Raw genomic sequence first — 23629 nt, forward strand, 5'->3', positions numbered from 1 at the left:
TGCTATCTAACCTTACATGGTAAGTATGCCGTATTGAGGCCTAAATCATCATCATATTTATGTAAAGACTAGGTTATTTTTCAGTAAAGACTGTTTGATGATTTTTAAATTATTGCAAACTGCTGTTAACAGTTACCTGCGTAACGTGTTATGATTAAAGGACAAATTAATTAAACGCAACAATTATGGGGGCGCACTGTGTTACATCTACTTACGCTATCGAGCTTAGGCCGAGATCTTTTTAATATCAAAATGCTAATTGTCGTTCTCATTACAATTGGCCTGATCACCCTAATGACCATTCTGACCTACCTCCTAGAGCAACAGGTCCATCGTCGTCAAAATCGATATTGGACTATTGTGGCCCATGGTGCCGAGGCTTTAAGTGTCCTCATTAGTATGATCCTATTACGACAAATATTCATTACGCTGAATTCAGGTAGCATTATCAGTTGGACCTACGCAACGGTTCAATTAACGATTCTTCTGTTCAGCCTTAACACCATGCGCAACCTGGCCGTTGAAATTATTAACCTGTTAATGCCATTGTTCATTTATGGTCAGGCCATCTGGTTGGGCCACAGCACGCAGTACCTGCCAGTTTTTCTGGCCATGGCCATTATCTTGATTAGTACAGTCGTCTATATTACTCATAACTATCAAGAATTACACGCTATTCAATGGAAGTATCTCCTGTTCCAAATACTATATAGTGGCACTTGGTGGGGCGTTATTTGGTCAGTTCATCCGTTCAAATTGAGCCATACACTCGTCATCATTCTAGCCTTTGTCCTTTACATGTAGTTGATTCGTTTAGCAGTCAATCGCGTCCAAAAGTTTTTCAATGAAGTGCTCACCTTTGATCAACAAGTCAATTACGATGAATTAACCGGTATTCGTAACCGCGCCAGCTTTGACACGCATGCGCGTGAAGTGTTTGCCGCGTATCAGCACCATCAAATGGGGCCCGTCACCATGGTCATGTTCGATATTGACCACTTTAAAGCCTTTAACGATCAGTACGGCCATCTGGCTGGCGACGCCGTACTCCGACACGTGGCGCATTTTGTTGAACTTGAACTTAATCAGCGCAGCACTCACGGTCAGATCTTCCGCTATGGCGGTGAAGAATTCGTCATCATTTTTCGTGGCATCTCAGCGCTTGAAACTGGTCAAATAATGCGTACGATTCAGCGTAAACTGAAAACAGTGCCAATCAAATTTAACGCTCAAACGTTGAACGTGACCGTTTCAATTGGTATTTCAGAATTGCAACCAACCGACCAGACTTTCACTGATTGGTTCGTCCGCGTTGACGACTACCTCTATCAGTCCAAGCAGGCCGGTCGCGACCAGACCACGGTTGAAAGTCAATTACTAACGGATTAATAATTGTTCCCAAAAGGCCGTTAATTTGTAAATTCGTTCCCGATTTACAAATTAACGGCCTTTTTGGGTTTAGCGATTACCGATGGGGACAATGGCGCGCTGACGGTCCAATAATTACTGAATCGCCAGCAGTCCATTTTCAAATTAACTAGTCAGCTAAAAATAATTTTCTCCTAATCAGGACATCCAAAAACAGTCCATGCTTGAATGTCTGTCCACAGACAAGCCCAAGCATGGACTGCTATTAAAAAGGATAAGAATTAGCCTTGTCGTTCTTTCAAACTGAGTTTCTCGACGTTCAATTCCTTGTCGACCCAGCCATTCACAAAACTGCTCTCATGACTAACCAAGATTAGATTACCTTGGAAAGCCTGCAATGCACGCTTGAGGCCTTCTTTAGTTTCATCGTCCAAATGGTTCGTTGGTTCGTCCATAATTAAGAAGTTACTTGGAACCAATTCAAGCAAGGCTAATTTGACCTTAGTCTGTTCGCCCCCACTGAGTAAGTGCATGGGCTTCATCGCATTCGCCGCATTAATCCCACACTTAGCCAACTTAGTCCGAATTGTCTTCAGTAACATCGTAGGGTATTCATTTTGAATCGTCTGTAACGGTGTCAACTGTGGGTTATCCCATTCCAAATCTTGATTGAAATAATTGATTTTAGCAGATGGCGAAAAATCTGACTTACCACTTAACGCTGGAATTACACCTAAAATTGACTTGATCAAAGTTGATTTACCAACCCCATTAAAGCCCTTAAACGCTAATTTTTCACCGTTGGTCATCGTAAAAGTCACGGGTTCCAACAACGGCTTTCCGTACCCAACAGACAGCTTCGTCACACTCAATGCATTTTGAGAACCCGTATCAAGGTATGGAAAGGCAAACTTGGCGTGTTCATTTTCACTCGGTGGATCAACCCGATCCAAATGCGATAGCATCTTTTCCCGTGACTTCGCCATCGTTGACTTTGAACCGGCCTTGTTCTTGCGAATGAACTTTTCGGCTTTTTCAATCACAACTTGTTGCTTTTCAAACGCCTTCAGTTGGGCTTCCTTACGTGCTTCTTTTTGCCGCATAGCCGCTTTAAAATCGCCCCGGTACTTAATAATTTTACCGAATGCCACGTCACAAATACAGTTTGTGACCTGTTGCAAGAAATCATAGTCATGAGAGATCACCATAACGGCCCCTTCAAAGCCGTTCAAATAATCTTCCAACCAACTGATATGCGCCGTATCGAGGTAGTTCGTCGGTTCATCAAGAATAATCACATCCGGGTTTTCCAGCAATAGTTTAGCCAAGATGATCTTCGACCGTTGACCACCAGACATCTCACTGATGACGTGATCCCGACCAATTTCATCTAATCCTAGTCCGGTAATTACCCGTTCCATTTCTGTCTCAATATCATAAAAATTATTGGCTTCCAAGGTCTCCTGAATCCGACCTGCACGTTCCAATAACTGGTCATCCACCTTTTCAGCATAATCCGCATAAAGTTGTTGCATCTGCGCATCTAAATCATACAAGCGTTGAAAAGCTGTTTTCAAAAAGGCGTATAGCGTCATGCCGGCTGGAATATCGGCATATTGATCCAGATAGCCAGTTCGAACGTTGCGCTGCCACTTGATCTGACCAGATAATGGTAAGATCTGGCCAGTTAAAATCTTAATTAGGGTACTCTTACCCGCCCCATTTTGACCAACGATACCCATATGATCCGCTCGTTCCAACGTAAAATTCGCATCGTCATATAATTTACGGTCCGCAAAGCTTTGCGATAAATCCGTTACTTCTAGTAAAGCCATGTTGTTTTCAACCTACACTTTCATTTTGACCCGTATTAAAACGGGCCCCGTCATATCACGAGGCCCGTTGCGATAGCCCTGATACTAAGCTAGCACCAAGTCTTTATCTAGTTCATATTGCATATGGAAGTACATCCGATCACCGATAGGCTTAATTCCTACCGATTCGTAATGATAACGGTCATAGAGCTTCTTAGCTCCTAAATTAGCCATGTCAACGTTCAAACCAATCCGCTTTTGACCAGCTTGTCGCGCGTATCTTGGCAGGGCGGCGAGTAACTTCCCGCCAATCCCATGACCCTGATAATTCGGGTCGACCGCAATCGAATCCAGGTACCATTCGTGCTCATAACTTTCAGCTTCAGCTTCAAATGCTGAACCAAACGCATCATTATTCGCAGTAACTCGTGCTAACACGTCGTCCACCGCGTCCTCATTTTTGTCAGGATAACCAAACGCTACCCCGACCACTTGACCATCGGCCTCGGCCACTACTGTCGTTGCCTTACCAGACAAATAATCAGGTGTCCGGTAAGCGGCAGTAATGGCCTGCTCTAAGTCAGGTTCAGGAATGTCGTCTAGTTCCTCAAGTTGCATTTCATCAAAAATCATATTAATTAGCGGTGCTATCTGGCCCGCGTCGTCTTGATCGGCTGGTCGAATTGTTATCACGAATAGCCCTCCTTCTTATAGTAACACCTACATTACTATGAAAAGCAAGCATTGTCAAAAGTCGCGTCCGGTGTGAACGGTTACAGTTGTTATTTTTTGAGTTGCTTCCCAAATACGGTCACATCCGTCCCATTATCAATCGTGGTATACTGAATAACACCGTCTTATACTCATTATTATTGGCATGAATCATGATTAAAACATACCAGTTGGGTAAGTTCAAAAGCAGCCAGCTTAGGCCCGCTGGAAAAAGATCTATTTAGCGTAAACTTGCTTAGTTAGCGACGTCCTACACCGACTTCCAGGCATTTCTGCCAATTGCTGGAACGCGGTGGACACAGATTTAAGCCGCAGACCACGTCTTAAATACTGGTCTTCCACTAACCAAGCCAAGGACGCTTGCTAAGTGGAATTTCACCGCTGAGCATTGGCCGAAACGCCTTCCAGTCGGGACAGTATTCGAATGGCGGACGAAGATGTACCCAACCTTTGATGGACTTATCATTGTTCCTCATAAACGGTAATTTTGTTAATTACCTGTCAGTCTGAAAGTGATATTGTGGGAGCTCACTATTCCTCAAGTGGCATAGTAATAATCGAACGTCTCGACAAAGTGGTTAATGGAACCCTGACGTTTCGTTTAAGGTTCCGGTGTCAAAATAGTCAGCGACAAATTTTACCAAGTTAAGTGGCCGTTAATCTGCCATTCGAGCGGGTTCCAAAAACGTGTTCGGTGCCACTAAAGCCTGTGCTTGCTACGCCAACGGACTAATACCCAAACCGCATTAATCCGTTGGCTAGACAATGCTCGGCTTCAACCCGTGGCCCCGCACAGGCTTGAGACTGGAGGGGCTGGGTGACAATGCTCAGTAGCCAAATTATTCTTAGTCGGAAGTGTCTTTCTTCCGGCTTAGAATAAGACTCGTATTTGAGATGACGCGGGTTATGCGTTAGCTCAAATCGACGTCGGCTGCGTTCCAGCAATTGTCACCCAGCCCCGGAGGTCGGCATAGGACGCGCAACGGCTGACGAACAGCAATCTAACTGGTACATTTTAATCATGGTTCAAGCCAAATCTGATGAGTACGACACGTTTAATAATGAATTATTTTTGAAGGGATTTGAGCTTGTGAATATTCGCGATATCGATCATTTGACCCTAACCGTTACTGACATTGCACGGTCATTACGGTTTTACCATGAAGTATTTGACCTTCCCATTGTGACCTTCGATGGTGACCGCCAAGCTGTCTTAGTGGGTAAACAAAAAATTAACTTTCAGACCACTGACCAGCCACACCAACCCATTGCGGCTAAGCCGACACCCGGCAGTGCAGATCTTTGCTTGATTGCGAAAGATAATATTGATGATATCCAGCATCACTTAAAGAGTTATTTCGTGGATGTGATTGCCGGGCCGGTTGAAAGAACTGGTGCCCACGGAAAGTTGACGTCACTGTATGTTCGTGATCCTGATAACAACTTGATTGAAATTAGTAACTATCATTAAAAAACACCACAAAGACTAATCATTAAAAACGCCCAGGGCAACTGTTCAGTAACTTGCGAACAACTGCCCTGGGCGTTTTTTGATCGTTATCTGGATATTTTAGTCAATCGTTGATCAATCTGCACTGCTAGCTGTGTCATTCCAGCGGCTGTCAGTCCCGTTGCTTCTGGATAAATCAGAACTCGCGCACTAGCTTGTAAGTCCAACACGGCTGCCACTGGTCGACTGACGACCAGCAATTGGTGGTCGGTCACCGGTAAGTCGTCCGCGGTTGCAACCCTGACCTTAAGCATCGATTGAGTTAGCGCCTGCATTAGTCGCTTGACTAGTCGTGCATCAAGTGCCGCGTCAATCACCATGCTTCCTGAAACTGAATTCTGTAAAATCCCCGTTGGCGTTGAGTTCAATACTAATACTTCGTCAATCATGTTACCGCCCCCCTATAATGCCAATAGTATATCGTGGGAGTCAGCGGGAAGCAATCAAACGCACTGTCCCCGCATCAAGCTGTTCATTTGCTGTCATCCGTTGCCTCGATAACCAATGCGACAAAAAAAGTTCCGCCTAAATCGAAAAGATTTAGACGAAACTTTTTCAATAAACCCAACGTCGACAGCGCGTAACTTATTCAGCTGCGCCAATCAAATCACCGCTAGTCACATGACCAGTTGGATTAAGGGTTAGTTTGTTAACGTAATCCATATTGGTGATAACGACCATCATGGTTGTCGCTTTACCGGCTGACTTGATAGCAGCCAAGTCAACCGTCGCTACCGCAGTACCGGCCGCAATTTCGTCACCCGTTGCCACGTGTAACTTGAACGGCGTACCATTCATTTCCACGGTATTGATCCCCATGTGTAATAAGACTTCTAAACCACTCGTCGTCTTCAAACCGATAGCGTGTTTGGTCGGAAAGACACTTGTCACTGTCCCACTAACCGGAGCAACGACTTCACCATCTTCGGGTTCAACAGCGTAACCATCACCTAAGAGTTTACCAGCAAACGTCTCATCCGCAACCGCACTAATCGGCATTAATTGTCCCGTTGCCGGTGCCCGCAAAATCGTTGTCACCGGCGCTTCCGTTACAGTAGCAGTTTGCGGTTCAACCGGGGCCTTTGATTCAGCATCAGATGCCGGGGTCGTCGCCACCTGACCAGAAAATAATTTTTGTAAAGCCTCCGCGACGAACTGGACTTCCGTGCCAATCACAATGTGAATGTTATGAATATCCAGTACGTTCAAACCAGGCACGCCAGCAGCCATTACGGCCGGCTGATCGACTTTTTCCGTATTCTTAAGTTGTAACCGCAGCCGCGTCGTACAATTGTTGATCACACTAATATTGTCATGACCACCAATAGCCGCATAAATTTGCTTTGCTTGGCGCATATACTTATCATCCGTTGCTGCAACGGCCACCGCTGGACTAGCAGGTGCACCCACCCCATCGACATCTGCAGACACAACTTCACGACCAGGCGTCTTCAAATTAAACCGTTTGATTGCAAAGTCAAAACCAAAGTAATAAATGACGGCCATCACCAGCCCTTGAACCAGTAACATATAGGGTTGGTTGGCTAACGGCATCCGAAAACTCAATAAATAATCGACTAACCCGCCACTAAACGAAAAGCTGGCGGTCCAGTGCATTAACGCGGCGAATCCTAATGATAGTCCCATAAAAACGGCATGTAATAAGTAGAGCGGCCATGCCACGAACATGAATGAAAATTCAAGCGGTTCGGTCACCCCCGTAAAGAACGACGCAAACGCACCAGCTAACATCAATGAACCCACTTCTTTTTTTCGTTCCGGTCGTGCATTACGATAAATTGCATACGCACCAGCTGGCAAGCCAAACATCATAATTGGGAAGAATCCAGCTTCATACATCCCTGTGATTCCTTTAACACCATGGCTGGCCCAGAAATTGCCAATATCATTGATACCCGCAACGTTATACCAGAATACGGAATTTAAGGCGTGGTGCAAACCAGTCGGAATCAATAAACGATTGAAAAAGCCATATAGACCAGCCCCCACGAAACCTAATTTTGAAATCCCCGTTGCAAAGAGGACGATGGCATCGTAGACAAACGGCCAAACAAGGTACAATACCGCCGTCACAATCAGCATCACAAAAGCAGCCATAATTGGCACTAGGCGTTTACCACTAAAGAATGAGAGCGCCATTGGTAATTTTACTTCGTGGAACCGATTATAGAGCGCAGCCGCAATCAGTCCAGCACCGATTCCAATCAGCACATTGTTATCTAACGCGCTAAATGCTGGATTGATCTGACTCACTTTAACATTCAGCATCGTCGCTAATGTCGCTGGTTTTAAAACCATCACCGGAACTTCAAACGCGATCAAACCAGCAATAGCTGCCGCGCCGTCCTTATTGACTGACATCCCGATAGCTAAGCCGACTGCAAACAGCAAGGCTAAGTTATTCAGGACAACGTTACCACCCTGAATCAAGTAATTTGCAAACAGCCACTGTTTTGGCAGGTAATTCCCAATCCCAACCAAAATCGCTGCTGCGGGCAACGTTGCAATCGGTAGCATCAATGACTGACCGATTTTCTGAAAATATGTCTTCATACCAATTTCTCCTCATTCTCTTTTTAAGCACGTTATAAATCCTATCACAACATGTTTTCATTGCAAGTTTACAAGGTCATCTAAGTGTATAGACCAATGTTAAAGAAACCGATTTCAACCTTACTAAATTAAGTTTTTCCGCCCACAAAAAAAGTTCTGAAAATACTCAGAACTTTTTCATTAATAATCTTATTTTTCAGCAACGGGGATTTCCGGGTGCCGGTATTGCCGCATCATTTCTGCTAAATGGACTTCGTGAGTCACAAACTCATGCACGCGACAAACGTAGTCATGTTCCCGCCCAATCTTAGCAATATAGCCATTAATATAATCAACTTCGGTTGGCCGTCCCTTTGAGAAGTCTTGATACATTGATGGATAATGGTACTTATAGGCTCGACTGACCGTTTCAACCGAGTCGATTTCTTCTTGCCGCGTCTCAATGAGTTTGATGCCTGCCCTTTCGCAAGCATCATAGGCTTCGTTGAACATTTGAGTCGCCATATCCTTGACGCCCGGATATTCGATGAATTGGCCCATCTGAATCTCGAACATCGTGCACAAACTATTGGTGACCGCGTTAAACACAACTTTGGACATGCACATGCCCATAAAATTATCAGACCAAATCGGATTTAAATCAGCCGCCTTAAAATCGGCCATCACTTGCTTGGTAGTCGTATCAATAGGACCTGCATACTTACTCATATGCATCGCCTCACTACCCTTAGGCCCCATAAAATCAACCGTACCCGGACCATTCAAGACCGTTGCAATCATCGCCGTACCACCAATAATGTGATTTTCTGGGAAATATTGTGCAATCTTTTCAAAGTGCCCCATCCCGTTCATTGCGGCGAAAACGTACTGGTCCTCATGAAATAACGACGCATCGCGCTTGAGCTCATCGGCTAACTGCATTTGCTTCTTAAAAACAATCCAAACATCTGGATGACCCTGATATTCTTCAGGATAATAAATATTGATTGGAACGACATGGTGATTTTGATGATCACGCGCCACATCAACGCCGCCCTGCTCACGGACCTTTGCGACGTTTGGTTCCCACGTGTCGATAAAATCAACGTCAACACCGGCGTTTTCTTGTAACATTACACCATACCGATATCCCATTGCGCCTGCGCCAATAATGCCATATTTCATAAGTAAAACCATCCTTTCGTCTTGCCCACTATGTGTATATGTTCCCCGCTCGCTTCAGTGCTTTTCCAATAAACGGGCCCGTGCTTACGATCTACTATGTGCTGTCACGTGATGTCGAACAACTATGTGTTTACGATGATTAACCGCGATGCGCGACCTAAATAATGACTACTATGTGTTAACTAAAAAATAATGCTATGTGTCACTTGACGAAAAAGCGCCCTTTGAATAATCGATCAAATTATCCAAAGGGCGCTTACGCGCGGTACCACCTTATTGCTAACCGAACTCACATCCGGCTACTCATCGCGTTCACAACAACTAAACGCGTGCACAATAATGGGTGCTACCAGTGAATCTCGTAAAATTCACGCCAATCCTTTAACTTTTACTCACTTGTCATCACACCTTCACAGCAACGGCGCTTTCTGAGCATCACAAGTCAGTTACTCCTTAAAGCATTATAGCTTTTCATCAAGTTTTAATGTTATAACCATAATATCATTTTAGTAAAATGTCAACCTTCGATGCAAAACTTTTTTAAAACCCAGCTGTCTGTATACGACAGTATCATCAGCAAACCGCACACGGGCAACCCCAACGGCCTATTGTTTTTGCTCCTGATTGAGGGTCGTCAACAATGGCTTCCAATCTAATGACCAGATCATTCCGAGCGCATGGTCTCCAGTCAAGACGCCTAAAACTGGACCGATAACCCCAGTCTTGACCCGGACTGCTGGAAACTGATAACGTAGTTCGCTCGCCCAATCTTCGGCAATCTGCGCGTCATTAGCGCTGATGACGTCCAGCCGAACTGGTAATTGACTGTTCATCACAAACTGACTAAATTCATCTTGAACAGCCTGTTGTGCATTTTTAAGCGTCCGTTCCTTACCTAAAAGTTGAATCTTCCCATGCCCATTGAACGTAATAATCGGCTTATTGCGCAACACCATCGTTCCGGCCAGACTACTATTGTTATAAATCCGGCCATTTTTAACTAGATGGCGCATCGAGTTAACGATTAAGACCGTCGTCGTAGCCGCCCGCAAGCGCGTCAGTTGCGCAATAATTTCATCTAAGGTATAGTCCGCCAATGCCATGGCCGCAGCCAGCTTCACCATGTTCGCCGTCCCCGCGCAAGCAGTTCGTGAATCAAACACCCGCACGTCAATACCGTCAACTGACGGCGCATAGGTCTTCAAATTATTGATCCAGCCACTGATACCACTACTCAACCCAATAACTAGAATTTGGTCATAGCCCGCCGCTTGCAGCTGATCAAAAACGACTTGCATCTCTGGCATTGAAATTTGAGAAATCGTTGGAATTTCTTTTTCAACTTTTAGTAATCGGTAAAATTGATCCGTCGTGATATCTACGTTCTCGTGGTAAACATGATTACCGAACATAATCGGGTCGTTCACCACCGTAATTTGGTAGTCTTTCACCGCCTGCGCTTTTAAATTAGCAGAACTTTCGGTCACCACCGCAATTTTCATAATTTCACTCCTCATCGTGTCAGTCAACCAACTGCCACGTCTCGCTAACTCATTTCAATTAGCTCATCCACTTAGCCATGGATATCCCATGGGAACTTAGCATCAAAAAAAGACGCTCAGATACAGTATACTGTACCTGAGCATTCTTTTTCAAATTGCAACATTTATGGGAGATGTTATTGAATTTTCGGTCACTTGCTTCCAGTCCGTTGTACCGGCAATTGGTATCAAAGTCAGTGGCAAGTTCGCACGCAGCTTTTTGCGTTTCACCGCACTTAATCCAGTAATCTGATAACAATCATCGGCAATCGTTTTTACTGAGAAATCAGCTTCATTAGCGTAATATTTCACGGCTTCTGGTGCGACCGGACCAATGCCTAAGTATGTTTGTGGTAACTGGTCAAATCGAGTGACCGTTAACGAGACACTTCTTTTCTGGTTACGAATCATTCGATAACCATTGATAAGGTGCTTGGCCGCTACTAAGACGTCATTTAGAACACTATTAGCCGTCGCCGTACTTCCCGCACCCGGTCCGGTATACAAGCTGGTACCAATGGCTTCACTTTGAACAGCTACAGCGTTTTGGACCCCATTGATCTGACTCAGGGGTTGATCAACCGGCACGGCCACTGGCGCCACACGACAATACAAACCAGATCCGTGTCGCTGAATCTGCGCGAGCAATTTAATCTGCCAGCCATTTTCAGCTGCTAATCGACAAACCGAAGCGCTTAAATGCGTGATTCCCGTGGGTGCAATCTGCGGCAGGCTCAACTCTTGCCCAAAAGCAAAGCGACTGAGGATCATCAATTTGTATGCCGCATCAATGCCCGCAACATCATTAGTCGGATCAGCTTCGGCGTACCCGGCTGCTTGTGCAGTAGCTAAAGCTTGTTCGTACGATTGCCCGGTTGCCATTGCACTTAGCATATAATTAGCCGTCCCGTTGATGATTCCGCTGACCGCCTGCACATTGTCCGTCACGTAACTATCTGTTAATGTCCGCAAGATCGGAATCCCCCCCGCAACACTAGCCTCGTAAAATAAATCACAGCCCTGTTTTTTGGCTAACGCAGCCAATTCAGGTCCCGCCGTTGCAATTAAGTCTTTATTAGCGGTCACGACAGCCTTACCCTGATTAAGTGCTGCCACAATGGCCTTTTTAGCAATTGCGACCGTCCCCATGACTTCAATGACTAGTTGGATTTTTCGGTCACAAACAACGTTCGTTAATGAATCGGTCAAGCGCGTCCCAATCGGTAACTGAACAGTCCGAGGCGCGTTCAAATGATTAACGGCAACTGCTGCTAGGTGCAACCGAATACCCTGCGTTTGTTCAATTTTGGCAGCCGAGCGGGTCAACCGTTCAACCACCCCACTACCCACAGTTCCTAACCCTAACATGCCCACTTCAATTGTCGTTGTCATTGTCGCACCCTCCGTTTCATATACTTTCAATCATCGACCATTCCGACCTATTAAACCTGTGCCAATGCTTGATCCAAATCAGCAATTAAATCATCGGCGTTCTCGACCCCCACTGAAATTCGAATCAAGTCAGGCGTTACACCAGCTGCTAACAATTCCTGTTCATTTAATTGCGCATGCGTGGTGGAAGCGGGATGGATAATTAATGATTTAGCATCAGCGACGTTTGCTAACAATGAAAAGAGTTGTAGATGTTCAATTAATGCCTTACCAGCAGCCTCACCACCAGTCAAGCCCAGGGTGAAGATCGAACCAACCCCATTCGGGAAGTACTTAGTTGCTAAATCATGGTACGGGCTATCTTCCAGTTCTGGATAATTGATCCAGGCAACTTTTGGATGTGCTTTTAAGAAGGCAACAATCTTGCGTGTATTGGTCACGTGTCGTTCTACTCGCAATGACAAGGATTCTAGACCTTGCAACAACAAGAAGGAATTAAAGGGACTGATAGTTGCACCGGTATCTCGCAGCGTTTCCGCCCGGACCTTAGTCGTAAAGGCTGCCCCGCCCAAATCGGCAAAAACGAGGCCGTTATATTGCGGATCTGGCGTTGTGAAATCTGGATACTTGCCACTCGCACGCCAGTCAAATTGGCCGCCTTCAACAATAACGCCACCCATGGTCGTCCCGTGACCACCGATAAACTTAGTTGCTGAATGTACGACCACGTCGGCCCCATGTTCAAGTGGCCGAACTAGGTATGGTGTCCCAAAGGTATTATCAACAATAAAAATAATGCCATGATCATGAGCGATTTTTCCAATGGCTTCAAAATCAACTAAGTTAATGCCAGGATTACCGATACTTTCAACGTACAAGGCCTTAGTATGATCGTTAATTGCCGTCTCAAAATTTGCCGGTTCGTCAGGATCAACAAAGTGCGTTGTGATGCCCAACTTCTTTAACGTCACGCTAAACAGGTCATAGGTCCCACCATACAAGGTGTTGGCCGCCACAATTTCATCCCCCTGTTGCGCAATGTTTAAAATTGCCGCGGTTATCGCAGCAGAACCCGTTGCGAGCGTTACCCCAGCCGTCCCGTGCTCCAAGGCGGCCACTCGTTTGTCGACCACGTCCGTCGTTGGGTTCGTCAGTCGTGTATAAATATTGCCGGCATCAGTCAGGGCAAAGCGACCCGCGGCTTGCTTGGCATCCTTAAAGACGTATGAAGTCGTTTGATAGATTGGCACGGCCCGTGCGCCCGTTTCATCAACCGTCTGGCCCGCATGGACTTGTAACGTCTCAAAGTGATAATTTTCAGGATTCGTTGTTGTCATAATTAATAACCTACTTTCGTTAAATTCAAAGTTGCTAACCAGTTTTGATACAGTTGATTGCTTGAAGTTTGCCAACTGTAATCAACTGTTGTTAATTGTTCAGTAGCAAAGTAATGTTCAGGTAACTGAATCGGCAAGTGCTTACGTCGGTCGCGCAAATATTCATCGGCAAGCGTGCGGCGCTCGTATTCAGGATGACCGGTCACATAGACCGCGTGCAGCTTGGGGGCAGATAAGACGAGCGGTCCCACCTTCGGATTGTCAGCGACAACCTGCAATCCAGCGGGTAAGCGTTCCGGCATCACTAGTGCTGTATGCCGTGACTGTGGCATTTTTAGCAAACCTCCTGCATTCAGTCCACTAATCAGCGGTGACTTAACATCAGTACTAGTCGCACTATAAATACCGAATATCTTGTGAGCAACGGCGCGCTTTGCGATTCCAAACTGTGCGTATAGCCCTGCTTGTGCTGCCCAGCATTCAAATAAAGTCTGGCTAACGTGCTGTCGTGACCAATCAATGATTGTTAACAATTCGTTCCAGTAATCGACTGCTTCAAACGGTAACGTCTCAACTGGTGCGCCGGTGACGATCAAGCCATCAAAATACTGATCTTGAATATCAGCCAACGTCACGTAATGTGCCGCGACCACTGCTTGTGGCAGGCTCTTGAAATGGTGACTCGCGGGATACATAAACGTCACAGCCACATCTGTGTTACCGGCTGCAAAACGCTTTAGGAACTGCCGCTCCGTCGTTACCTTAGTCGGCATCAAGTTTAAAATTAAAATCTGTTGTGCCTGATGACTTTCTTGACACGTTGCGTTCGCCCATTCTCCACGGGCCGCTAATAATCCATTATTTGCTGTGACTGTCATCTAACCGCTCCCTCTCACCTGTATTGAAACAAAAAAAAGCTCCCATCCATTAGTCTCTAATATGTTAGAAACTAACGGACGAAAGCTTTCGCGTTACCACCGTTGTTCGCTGCCATCTCACGATCACAACCTCGACGAGTACCCTGAAAAATCTAGGAAACCCCGCAATATATCGGTTGCCACCGCATGCGTAGCCACTACGACCCGCATCATGACTCCAAGCTCATCTTCACCGCACTCCTGAATACTTCTCTCACCATTACGAAGCTCTCTGCAAATCAGTGATGCGATTACTCTTCTCTTCAACGTCTTAATCTGTTTTTAATTTAAAACTAATTTAACACCGCCTTTATTCATTGTCAACTCATTTTATTGTTTTTTCGTTATGTTTTACTTGAATGCTTATTCAAAACTTGCTGAATAACTAAAATCAAAAGCAGCCAGCTTAGGCCCGCTGGAAAACGTGCGAGTTAGCGTAAACATGCTTTGCTGGTTCGTCCTAAGCCAACTTACAGGCATTTCTGCCAATTGCCGGAACGTCTTCCAGTCGGGATAGTATTCGAATGGCGGACAAAGATGTACTCAACTTTTGATGAATTCGTCGTTGCTTTTTATAAACAGTTATTTTGTCAATCAACTGTCAGACTGAAAGTGATATTGAGATAGCTCACTAATCCTGAATCGGTGTAGTAAGATTTAATCTCTCAACAGAATGCTTTAATGAACCTAACGCTTTGTTTAAAGTGCCAGTATCAAAATAGGCACCGATAAGTTGCGCTAAGCTCGGTGGTCGTTCATCAGCCATTCGAGCGGTTTCCCGAAACGTGTTCGGTACCACTAAATTCTGTGCTTGCTACGCCAACAGACTAATGTCAAAACCGTATTAATCCGTTACTAGACAATGTTCGGCTTCAACCGTGGCCCCTCACAGGCTTGAGACCAGGCGGGTTTTGCTCGGGCTTAAATCGACGTCGGCTGCGTTCCAGCCATTGGCACCCCGCCCCGGAGGTCGGACTAGAACGAACAAATGCCGACGACCAAGCATCCGCATCTCACAAGATTTTCACCACAAATTTTAATATTTGGTGAAATTTATCCTTGACACTTTTTTCGACTTTGCCTATACTGAACTCATTCAATAACGAAAGCGAGGAACCAAGCATGTCAAAGTCAGTTACTAACTTGAACAGTTCATGGCAAAGCCGGCCGTTCAGATTGTAGTGCCGTCCACACGGATACAATCTGGCAAACAGTTTGTATCTGTGCCGGCTCACTTTGATATTCAAAGAAGTCTGCATGGGTTTTAACACAGCAGGCTTCGGTTCCGTAAAGGGCAAACCAGAGCTTACTGGTTTGCCCTTTTTTATTGGCTTTGAACTTGCCCGAGCTTAAGAAATTTTTTGAGGTGATTAGATTGAAACGTATGATTGCATTCATTAGTGCCTTGATCGTCTTTCTGGGAGTGGCCTTTGTCATGACAGGCAAAACCACCGCCACGAAGACGACCAGTACAAAGAAAGTGCCGACGGTCGGCATTCTTCAACTCCAGACCCACCCCGCACTCGACGCGATTCATCGTGGCGTGGTCGCTGGTCTAAAGGAATATGGTTATGTCGATGGCAAGACGGTCAAAATCGACTATCAAAATGCCCAGGGCGATCAAAGTAACTTGAAAACCATGAGCCAAAAATTCATGAACGAAAACGCCGCGTTAACAGTCGGAATTGCCACCCCCGCCGCGCAGGCCCTCGCTTCTGCGGCTAACAAGCAAACCCCTGTTATGTTAGCAGGTATTACTGATCCATCGGGTAGCGGCCTAATTAAAAGCGACCAACATCCCGGTGCCAATATTACGGGGACTTCTGGTGAATCTCCATTGAAATCCCACTTAGACTTGTTGCGGAAGCTCGTTCCCAGCGCTAAAACAATCGGAATTATTTACACCACTTCAGATCATGGTGGTGAATATAACGCCAAAAAGTTTGCACGGATTTGTAAACAAGAAGGTGTGAAATACAAGTTATATACTATCTCTAACACCAACGATATGCAGCAAGTGGCTGAAACCATGGCCGCCAATGTCGACGCCGTTTATGCGCCGCAAGATAATGGCGTCGCAAGTGCCATGAAAACGCTAGTCTCCGTTACAAATAAGGCTAAGGTACCAGTCATTCCAGCCGTTGATACGATGGTTAAAGCGGGCGGGCTCGCAACCTTATCCGTTGACCAGTATCAACTTGGTAAACTAACTGGTGAAATGGCAGCCCAAGTTTTAAAGGGCAAAGCAACTAGCGACTACCCAATCAAAGTCATCACTAAGGGTAAGATGACCATCAATTTAAGTGAAGCTAAAAAGCTCGGCATCAAGTTCCCAGCAAGTGTCCTTAAAGAAGCCAAAGCGAAAGGGGTTATTTACAAATGAGTATGATCGTATCGAGTATCGGCCAAGGCCTCTTGTGGGCAACCTTAGGCGTCGCATTATTTTTGACATTTCGAATTCTTGATTTTCCTGATATGACCGTCGAAGGGACGTTTCCACTCGGTGCGGCCACTGTTGTCATGGCGATTAGCCATGGAATGGGCCCCGTTACCGCTTCCCTGTTAGCCTTCGTTGCGGGCGCGATTACCGGCCTGGTCACCGGCCTACTTTATACCAAGGGTAAAGTGCCCATTCTCTTAGCCGGGATTCTAGTGATGACCGCGTGCTTATCAATCAATTTGCGCATTATGGGCGGCAGTTCCAACGTTTCATTGCTAGGCAAACAAACTATTTTTTCTAATCACTTTTTGGAATCACTGCCTAAATATTTTGACAGCGTCTTTGTTGGCCTAGTAGTGATCAGTATCATTACCGTGCTTCTAATTGTCTTCTTGCAAACTAACCTCGGCCAAGCCTTCATTGTCACTGGTGACAATCGTGAAATGGCACGTTCAATTGGTATTAACACCGATAACATGACCATCATGGGATTGATGGTCTCTAACGGTATCATTGGCCTGGGCGGCGCATTAATTGCGCAAAATAACGGTTATGCCGATGTCAGCATGGGAATCGGAATCATCGTAATTGCGCTAGCCTCGATCATCATCGGTGAAGTTGTCTTTGGTGAATTAACGTTGAATCAACGACTCGTTGCGGTTACCCTCGGCAGTATTTTGTATCAGTTCGTGCGCCTGTTAGTCCTCCAACTGGGCTTCAACACCAACGACATGAACCTGTTATCCGCATTAATTCTGGCAATCTGCTTAATGTTACCGCAATTCAGTAAAGTTCTACATCTTAATCACGTTTTAAAGAAGGGAGTGGCCCGTTATGACGAACAGTAGTGCCCCATTATTATCATTAAAAAATATCGTGACCAAAGTTAATTCGGGAACCCCGAATGAGGTCAAAATTTTGCGGGGCCTGAACTTAGACGTCTATGATGGTGATTTTATTACCGTACTTGGTTCAAATGGTGCTGGTAAGTCGACCCTCTTCAACACGATCAGTGGCGAGTTACCGGTTGATAGTGGCACCATCCAGTTACGTGACCAGGACATCACCCGACTATCCGTTGAAAAGCGGACCGCTTTCCTGGCGCGCGTTTTCCAAGACCCCAAGATGGGCACCGCACCCCGGATGACCGTTGCCGAAAACTTACTGCTTGCCAGCCAACGTGGTAAGCGACGTACGTTAAAATTACGCCAATTGAAAAAGCACCTGCCCCACTTTCAAGCCTTAACGGAAACGATGGATGGCAACGGTCTTTCAGCTCGGCTCAACACGGCAACAGAAAATTTATCTGGGGGGCAGCGCCAGGCTCTGAGCTTTTTAATGGCTACCGAGCAGCGCCCTGATCTCTTGTTACTAGATGAACACACAGCCGCACTCGATCCTAAGACCAGCGCTCAACTAATGACACAAACGAATCAACGGGTCACGGAGGAAAAGTTAACGTGTCTGATGATCACCCACCATTTAGACGATGCGCTTCGCTATGGTAATCGCCTGATTGTCCTTGATCAGGGCCAGATTAAGTATGATGTTCGTGATGAGGAAAAAGCCCAATTGACCAAAGAAAAGTTGCTAAGTTTCTTCGATATTATTGAATAATCATTAAGTCCATCCCTATTAATACTGACACCCAGTCATCAATTTTTTGATGATTGGGTGTTTTTTTGCAGCTAATTGTAACCGTTTTAGTTGTGAACAATTTATTTTAGTGCTATATTCTAACTAGAATATTTCTAAACTAAATGGTGTCGACGGGCACAGCTATTTTTCACTGATAATTTAGAATAATTACAAACTGCCCTTGCCGACAAACTTAGTTCGTGTTATATTCTATTTAGAACAGTTCTAAACTAAAATTTGGAGGCTTTACAATTATGAAAGTTATTGTCGTTGGTTCTTCTCATGGTGGTTATGAAACGGTTCGCGGTATTTTAGCCGCTCAACCAGATACTGAAATTCAATGGTATGAAAAAGGTGATTTTCTGTCATTCCTCTCATGTGGGATGCAATTATACCTCGAAGGTGCCGTTAAAGACGTTAACTCCGTCAGCTATGCCACTCCTGCTGGCATGCAAGCCCAAGGCGTCCACGTTTTTGTAAATAGTGAAATTAGTAAGGTCGACCCTGCTAGTCACAGTGTGCACGTCATTGACCACGCCACTGGTGACGAACGTGATGAAACTTATGACAAACTAGTCCTAAGTGTCGGCGCGGTACCATTTGACCTACCAGTACCCGGCCATGACTTAGCCAACATCTACGCAATGCGTGGACGCGACTGGGCCATCAAATTAAAGGCCAAGACCGTTGACCCTAGCGTTAAGAATGTGGTTGTCATTGGCTCCGGTTATATTGGGATTGAGGCGGCTGAAGTCTTTGCCAAAGCTGGCATGCACGTCACGGTTATCGACCTATTACCACGTTTACTTAGTCTTTACCTTGATCAAGAATTCACGGATATCTTGACTAAGACGATGGCCGATCACGGCATCTATGCTGCAGTTGGCCAAGGTATTAAAGCGTATGAAGGTGTTGACGGCCACGTCACCAAAGTAGTGACCGATCAAGGCGAATATCCAGCTGACCTGGTCGTAACTGCCGCCGGGATTCGGCCAGCAACTGGTTTCTTGAAAGGCGTTGTCGACTTAGATGATCACGGTTTGATCAAGATCAACGACCACCTCCAAACGAGTGACACTGACATTTACGCCGTCGGGGACGCGACCTTAGTCCCATTTGCCCCAACTGGCAAGGATAACCGCATTGCGTTAGCCACTAACGCTCGTCGGCAAGGTCGGATTGCCGCTAAGAACTTACTTGGCGAAAACGTACCAATGCCTGCTGTTTCTGGTTCATCCGCACTTTCCGTCTTTGACTACCACTTTGCTTCCACTGGTGTTAAAGAAGGCACGGCTGACAAGCTGGGCGTTAAGACGGCATCCGTGTTAGTCACCGATACCATTCGGCCTAAATTTGTCTCTGAAGATGCTGGCAACACCAAAGTTTGGTTCAAACTAACCTTTGACCCAACTGATGGTCGCGTGCTTGGTGCGCAAATCATGTCGAAGTACGATGTTACTGCTAACATCAACGCCATCTCAGTGGCTATTCAAGCTAAACTGACTGTTGCTGACTTAGCTTACACGGACTTCTTCTTCCAACCAGGCTTTGACCGTCCTTGGAACATCATCAACCTCGCTGCCCAAAAAGCAGCCGCAACCTTAAACTAAATCAATTAAGCCTTAATACATCAAACGGATCCCTCAGCCACACATCGCTGAAGAATCCGTTTTTTAATGCATCAAAATGCTAGTCATCAAGATTGACAGTATACCAAGTTTATTTTCAGATATCGTTTCATAAAATACCATGCTAGACGTTGTACTAGTTATTACTTAGCATGAATCGTGATTAAAACGTGCCAGTTAAATTACTGTTCGTCAGCCGGTGCGCGTCCTATGCCGACCTCCGGGGCTGGGTGCCAATTGCTGGAACGCAGCCGACGTCGATTTGAGCTAACGCATAACCCGCGTCATCTCAAATACGAGTCTTATTCTAAGCCGGAAGAAAAACACTTCCAGCTAAGAATAATTTGGCTACTGAGCATTGTCACCCAGCCCCTCCAGTCGGGAAGCCGCTCAAATGGCAAATGAACAGCCACTTAACTTGGTACAATTAGTCGCTGACTATATTTTTTACTGGAAATTTAAACATAACGTTAGGGTGGCGTTAACCACTTTGTCGAGACGTTTAATTATTACTATGGTGATTTGGGAATAGTAAATTATCACAATATCATTTTCTGTCTGACAGTTGATTGACAAAGTTATCGTTTATAAAAAGCAATGACAAGTCCATCAATGATTGGGTACATCCATGTCCGCCATTCGAACACTGTCCCGACTGGAAAGCGTTTCGGCCAATGCTCAGCACTGCCAAGAGTGTGAGGTTCAGACGGGTGAGACTGAGGATTAGCCTAGCTAGAGCGTTAAGCGGTGAATTTCCGCTTGACGTCATAGCGTAGCTAACCGGAAGTCTCAGTCTGACCCGAGCACGTTTCACTAATATGCCATTAAAGCGTGGAAGACCAGTATTTAAGACTGGTCTGCGGCTTAAATCTGTGTCCACCGCGTTCCAGCAATTGGAAGAAATACCTGGAAGTCGGCGTAGGACGCGCCAACTAAGTAATTTTACGCTAACTCGAACTTTTTCCAGCAGGCCTAAGCTGGCTGCTTTTGAACTGACATAACTGGCACGTTTTAATCACGATTCATGACAAATTAACTCGCATAATGCGTATCATGTTAATAAAAGGCGGGGATTCAGAAAGATTAAACTCGCTGAATCCCCGCCTTGATAACTATTATTTCAATAAATATATGATGTTTGAGCGACTTTCATCAAGTCAGCCACGCGCTAATAAATATTAATCAATCCCTGAGTTCCTTGATCACCCAAGCCTTTGACATCGACCATTACTTCATAAAGTCGTTTAGCCTGCGCCGTCGCAACCAGATTAAGTCCCATCGCATCCGCCTCACTCAAAGCAATCCGCAAATCTTTAAGAAAATGGCGGGCAAAAAAGCCGGGCGTGTAATCGTCCTTCAGAATCCGGGGCACGTAATTATCCATGCTCCAGTTGTCAGCACCACCGCTAGATAACGTTGCCAAGACTTTTTCCGGATCAAGACCGGCTGCCTTGGTATACAATAACATTTCAGTTAACCCAGTCATCGTCCCTGCAATCATGATCTGATTGGCCATCTTGGCATGTTGACCAGTACCAGCATCCCCAAAATGATTGACCTTGTGACCAAGCACATTAAATAATGGTAACATCGCCTCGTACGTATCGGCATCGCCACCGACCATCACCGTCAAAGTGGCGTTTTGGGCGCCAATATCACCGCCGGACACGGGCGCATCCAAAGCGTGCATGTCATGTTCACGCGCGTACGTCGCAATTTTAACGGCTAACTTGGGTTGGCTCGTCGTCATGTCAATTACCGTTTTTCCAGCGGCCAATCCACTGAAAATCCCGTGATCACCAAAATAAACTTGTTCGACGTCCCGTGGGAACCCAACCATGGTGAAAATCACGTCACTCGTTTCTGCCACGGCAGCCGGTGTATCAGCCCAAGTGGCCCCCGCCGCAACTAGCGCATCCGCCTTACTTTTTGTTCGATTATAAACCGTTACGTCATAGCCGGCCGTCATCAGGTTACGGACAATCGCTGCCCCCATGACGCCGGTACCAATCCAACCTAATTTCATCATTTACGCACCTTTCCTTCCACGCACTGTTCATTGCGGCGCCGACGCCAAAAATGAATCAGCAACGTAATAATAAATGCTACTAATACGATACCACCAAAAGCCGTTGCGGGAATATCCCAACCAATGGCAGGAATTGAGATAAATAATTTGATGGCAATCAAGACAATCAAGCAATACGCCATGGTTTCCAACTCGGGAATCTTGCGCATTAAGCGCATAATGACCTCGGCAATGCCCCGCATGCAGGCAATCCCAATCATCCCACCAATCAAAACAATCACCGGATTATCCGAAATTGCCAATGACGCCAATACAGAATCAATTGAGAAAATGATATCCATCATTTCAATCTGAATGACGACCGACCAGAAGTTGCTTAGTCCGAAGAAGCGTCGTTGTTGCTTGGGTTTCTGTGCCACCTTGGCCCCATTTTTCGGCTGACTAAAGTATCGATACACCAAGTACCCAAGGTAAGCCGCACCTAACACTTTGATCTCCCAAAAACTGATCAAATACGTGCCAATCCCAATGATTAAAAACCGAAAGATATAGGCCCCCCACAAGCCATAGAATAACGATTTTTCCCGCTCTTGTAAATTATCTAAACTCTGGGTCTGAGCAGCTAAGACAACGGCATTATCAACTGATAGTAAACACTCAATAATTGCTAACGATAAAATGATTAACCAGTCATTAGCAGATGTGATGACGTTACCCCAGTTAGTCGCACTGAAGAAGGGTCCATACAACTGTTCGATTAAATGTAACAAACGGCATCCTCTTTCTCTTAATATTAGTTTGTTAATCTAAGTATACCTGTAAAAATAATTGGTGCCGCTTACGTGGACTAATTTTCAAAAATAAACCTTATTTTCGTCGTATTTACGACTCATCATGCCAATGAGTAAAATAAGTGCCCAAAAAGCTAGCCAATTGCGACCTTTCTTATTCTAATTGTCGAATAACTTTGGCTGGTACCCCGGCCACCAACGTATTATCAGGCATGTCATGAGTAACGACTGCTCCAGCCGCAATCACAACATTATTACCAATCGTCACGCCGGGCGTAATCACCGCTCTCCCCCCAATCCAAACATCATGACCAATCGTGACTGGATGACCCTGGGCCAAGTTAGCACGTCGACCACTAGCCGTCAACGGGTGATTGACCGTATAAATATCAACATTGGGGCCAATCATCACGTTATCCCCTATATGAACTGGCGCGATATCCAAAATAGTTAAGTTATAATTACTAAGAAAATTATCACCAACATGAATATTACGACCATTATCACAATTAAAGTCTGCTTGAACGGAAAGATTGCGACCGTAACTACCAAGAATCTCTTGAATCTTGGCAGTTTGCGCATCTGGATTTGTTGCATCGATCTGATTGAACTCTTGACATAACTTGGCAGCCCGCGCTTTTTGAGCGGCCACCTCAGCATCTTTAAATTGATACCATTCCCCGGCTGCTAATTTATCTAATTCTGACATTGTTGTCCCTCCTGTATTTTATCACCCTAATTTTACTGCTTAGAG

Annotated in this window: 18 protein-coding genes and 1 pseudogene; 6 read left to right on the top strand and 13 right to left on the bottom strand. The window is 45.5% G+C overall.

What is annotated here, in order from left to right:
• Positions 1 to 198: 198 nt before the first annotated feature.
• Positions 199 to 1389: pseudogene (locus ACOV1R_RS00690) on the top strand (GGDEF domain-containing protein).
• Positions 1390 to 1649: 260 nt separating this feature from the next.
• On the opposite strand, the gene ACOV1R_RS00695 reads toward ACOV1R_RS00690, so the two are convergent.
• Together ACOV1R_RS00695 and ACOV1R_RS00700 are read right to left on the bottom strand one after the other, a co-directional pair.
• Positions 1650 to 3203 carry an ABC-F family ATP-binding cassette domain-containing protein gene (locus ACOV1R_RS00695; RefSeq protein ID WP_217203182.1) on the bottom strand — a complete coding sequence of 518 codons (1554 nt, stop codon included), beginning with the start codon at positions 3201 to 3203 and terminating at the stop codon, positions 1650 to 1652.
• A gap of 84 nt (positions 3204 to 3287) precedes the next feature.
• Complete coding sequence (locus ACOV1R_RS00700; protein ID WP_003642738.1) at positions 3288 to 3875, bottom strand: GNAT family N-acetyltransferase; 588 nt, start codon at positions 3873 to 3875, stop codon at positions 3288 to 3290.
• Between the two features lie 1060 nt (positions 3876 to 4935).
• On the opposite strand from ACOV1R_RS00700, the gene ACOV1R_RS00705 reads away from it, so the two are divergent.
• Positions 4936 to 5385, top strand: a complete 450-nt coding sequence (locus ACOV1R_RS00705) for a VOC family protein (protein WP_015380663.1) — start codon at positions 4936 to 4938, stop codon at positions 5383 to 5385.
• A gap of 86 nt (positions 5386 to 5471) precedes the next feature.
• Here the strand turns inward: ACOV1R_RS00705 and ACOV1R_RS00710 are convergent, their stop codons facing one another.
• From ACOV1R_RS00710 to ACOV1R_RS00745, 8 genes are all read right to left on the bottom strand, one after another.
• Positions 5472 to 5813, bottom strand: a complete 342-nt coding sequence (locus ACOV1R_RS00710; protein WP_003642737.1) for a hypothetical protein — start codon at positions 5811 to 5813, stop codon at positions 5472 to 5474.
• 196 nt (positions 5814 to 6009) lie between these two features.
• On the bottom strand, positions 6010 to 7998 hold the full coding sequence (nagE, locus tag ACOV1R_RS00715) for an N-acetylglucosamine-specific PTS transporter subunit IIBC (protein WP_015380664.1): 1989 nt from the start codon (positions 7996 to 7998) through the stop codon (positions 6010 to 6012).
• 189 nt (positions 7999 to 8187) lie between these two features.
• Complete coding sequence (locus tag ACOV1R_RS00720; RefSeq protein ID WP_015380665.1) at positions 8188 to 9162, bottom strand: ketopantoate reductase family protein; 975 nt, start codon at positions 9160 to 9162, stop codon at positions 8188 to 8190.
• Positions 9163 to 9767: 605 nt separating this feature from the next.
• Positions 9768 to 10664: a DegV family protein gene (locus tag ACOV1R_RS00725; RefSeq protein ID WP_003644677.1), complete on the bottom strand. Its 897-nt coding sequence runs from the start codon at positions 10662 to 10664 to the stop codon at positions 9768 to 9770.
• A gap of 150 nt (positions 10665 to 10814) precedes the next feature.
• The gene (locus tag ACOV1R_RS00730) at positions 10815 to 12095 is read right to left on the bottom strand and encodes a homoserine dehydrogenase (protein ID WP_003642733.1); all 1281 of its coding nucleotides are present in this window, start codon (positions 12093 to 12095) and stop codon (positions 10815 to 10817) included.
• Between the two features lie 50 nt (positions 12096 to 12145).
• Positions 12146 to 13432 (bottom strand): O-acetylhomoserine aminocarboxypropyltransferase/cysteine synthase family protein, encoded by a 1287-nt coding sequence (locus tag ACOV1R_RS00735; RefSeq protein ID WP_003642732.1) that lies wholly within the window; start codon positions 13430 to 13432, stop codon positions 12146 to 12148.
• Positions 13433 to 13434: 2 nt separating this feature from the next.
• The gene (locus ACOV1R_RS00740) at positions 13435 to 14310 is read right to left on the bottom strand and encodes a homoserine O-acetyltransferase/O-succinyltransferase family protein (RefSeq protein WP_015380668.1); all 876 of its coding nucleotides are present in this window, start codon (positions 14308 to 14310) and stop codon (positions 13435 to 13437) included.
• Positions 14311 to 14980: 670 nt separating this feature from the next.
• Positions 14981 to 15115 (bottom strand): hypothetical protein, encoded by a 135-nt coding sequence (locus tag ACOV1R_RS00745; RefSeq protein ID WP_003642730.1) that lies wholly within the window; start codon positions 15113 to 15115, stop codon positions 14981 to 14983.
• Between the two features lie 618 nt (positions 15116 to 15733).
• On the opposite strand from ACOV1R_RS00745, the gene trpX reads away from it, so the two are divergent.
• From trpX to ACOV1R_RS00765, 4 genes are all read left to right on the top strand, one after another.
• Positions 15734 to 16732, top strand: coding sequence for a tryptophan ABC transporter substrate-binding protein (gene trpX, locus ACOV1R_RS00750; protein ID WP_003644679.1), 999 nt, complete (start codon positions 15734 to 15736; stop codon positions 16730 to 16732).
• Positions 16729 to 17637 carry an ABC transporter permease gene (locus ACOV1R_RS00755; protein ID WP_027822954.1) on the top strand — a complete coding sequence of 303 codons (909 nt, stop codon included), beginning with the start codon at positions 16729 to 16731 and terminating at the stop codon, positions 17635 to 17637. Before trpX ends, ACOV1R_RS00755 begins: the two co-directional genes overlap by 4 nt.
• Positions 17624 to 18406, top strand: a complete 783-nt coding sequence (locus ACOV1R_RS00760) for an ABC transporter ATP-binding protein (RefSeq protein WP_003642726.1) — start codon at positions 17624 to 17626, stop codon at positions 18404 to 18406. Before ACOV1R_RS00755 ends, ACOV1R_RS00760 begins: the two co-directional genes overlap by 14 nt.
• 275 nt (positions 18407 to 18681) lie before the next feature.
• The gene (locus ACOV1R_RS00765; RefSeq protein ID WP_003646597.1) at positions 18682 to 20037 is read left to right on the top strand and encodes an FAD-dependent oxidoreductase; all 1356 of its coding nucleotides are present in this window, start codon (positions 18682 to 18684) and stop codon (positions 20035 to 20037) included.
• A gap of 1186 nt (positions 20038 to 21223) precedes the next feature.
• Here the strand turns inward: ACOV1R_RS00765 and ACOV1R_RS00770 are convergent.
• The 3 genes from ACOV1R_RS00770 to ACOV1R_RS00780 all read right to left on the bottom strand — a co-directional run bounded on the left by ACOV1R_RS00770 (position 21224) and on the right by ACOV1R_RS00780 (position 23584).
• Entirely contained in the window at positions 21224 to 22084 is an 861-nt protein-coding gene (locus tag ACOV1R_RS00770; protein ID WP_003646595.1) for an NAD(P)-dependent oxidoreductase, read from the bottom strand.
• Positions 22081 to 22854: a TerC family protein gene (locus ACOV1R_RS00775; protein WP_003642722.1), complete on the bottom strand. Its 774-nt coding sequence runs from the start codon at positions 22852 to 22854 to the stop codon at positions 22081 to 22083. The genes ACOV1R_RS00770 and ACOV1R_RS00775 overlap by 4 nt, the downstream gene beginning before the upstream one ends.
• 175 nt (positions 22855 to 23029) lie before the next feature.
• Positions 23030 to 23584 (bottom strand): sugar O-acetyltransferase, encoded by a 555-nt coding sequence (locus ACOV1R_RS00780; RefSeq protein ID WP_015380673.1) that lies wholly within the window; start codon positions 23582 to 23584, stop codon positions 23030 to 23032.
• Positions 23585 to 23629: the final 45 nt, after the last annotated feature.

This window comes from Lactiplantibacillus sp. YT640 (genome assembly GCF_049745435.1).
GTDB lineage: Bacteria > Bacillota > Bacilli > Lactobacillales > Lactobacillaceae > Lactiplantibacillus > Lactiplantibacillus plantarum.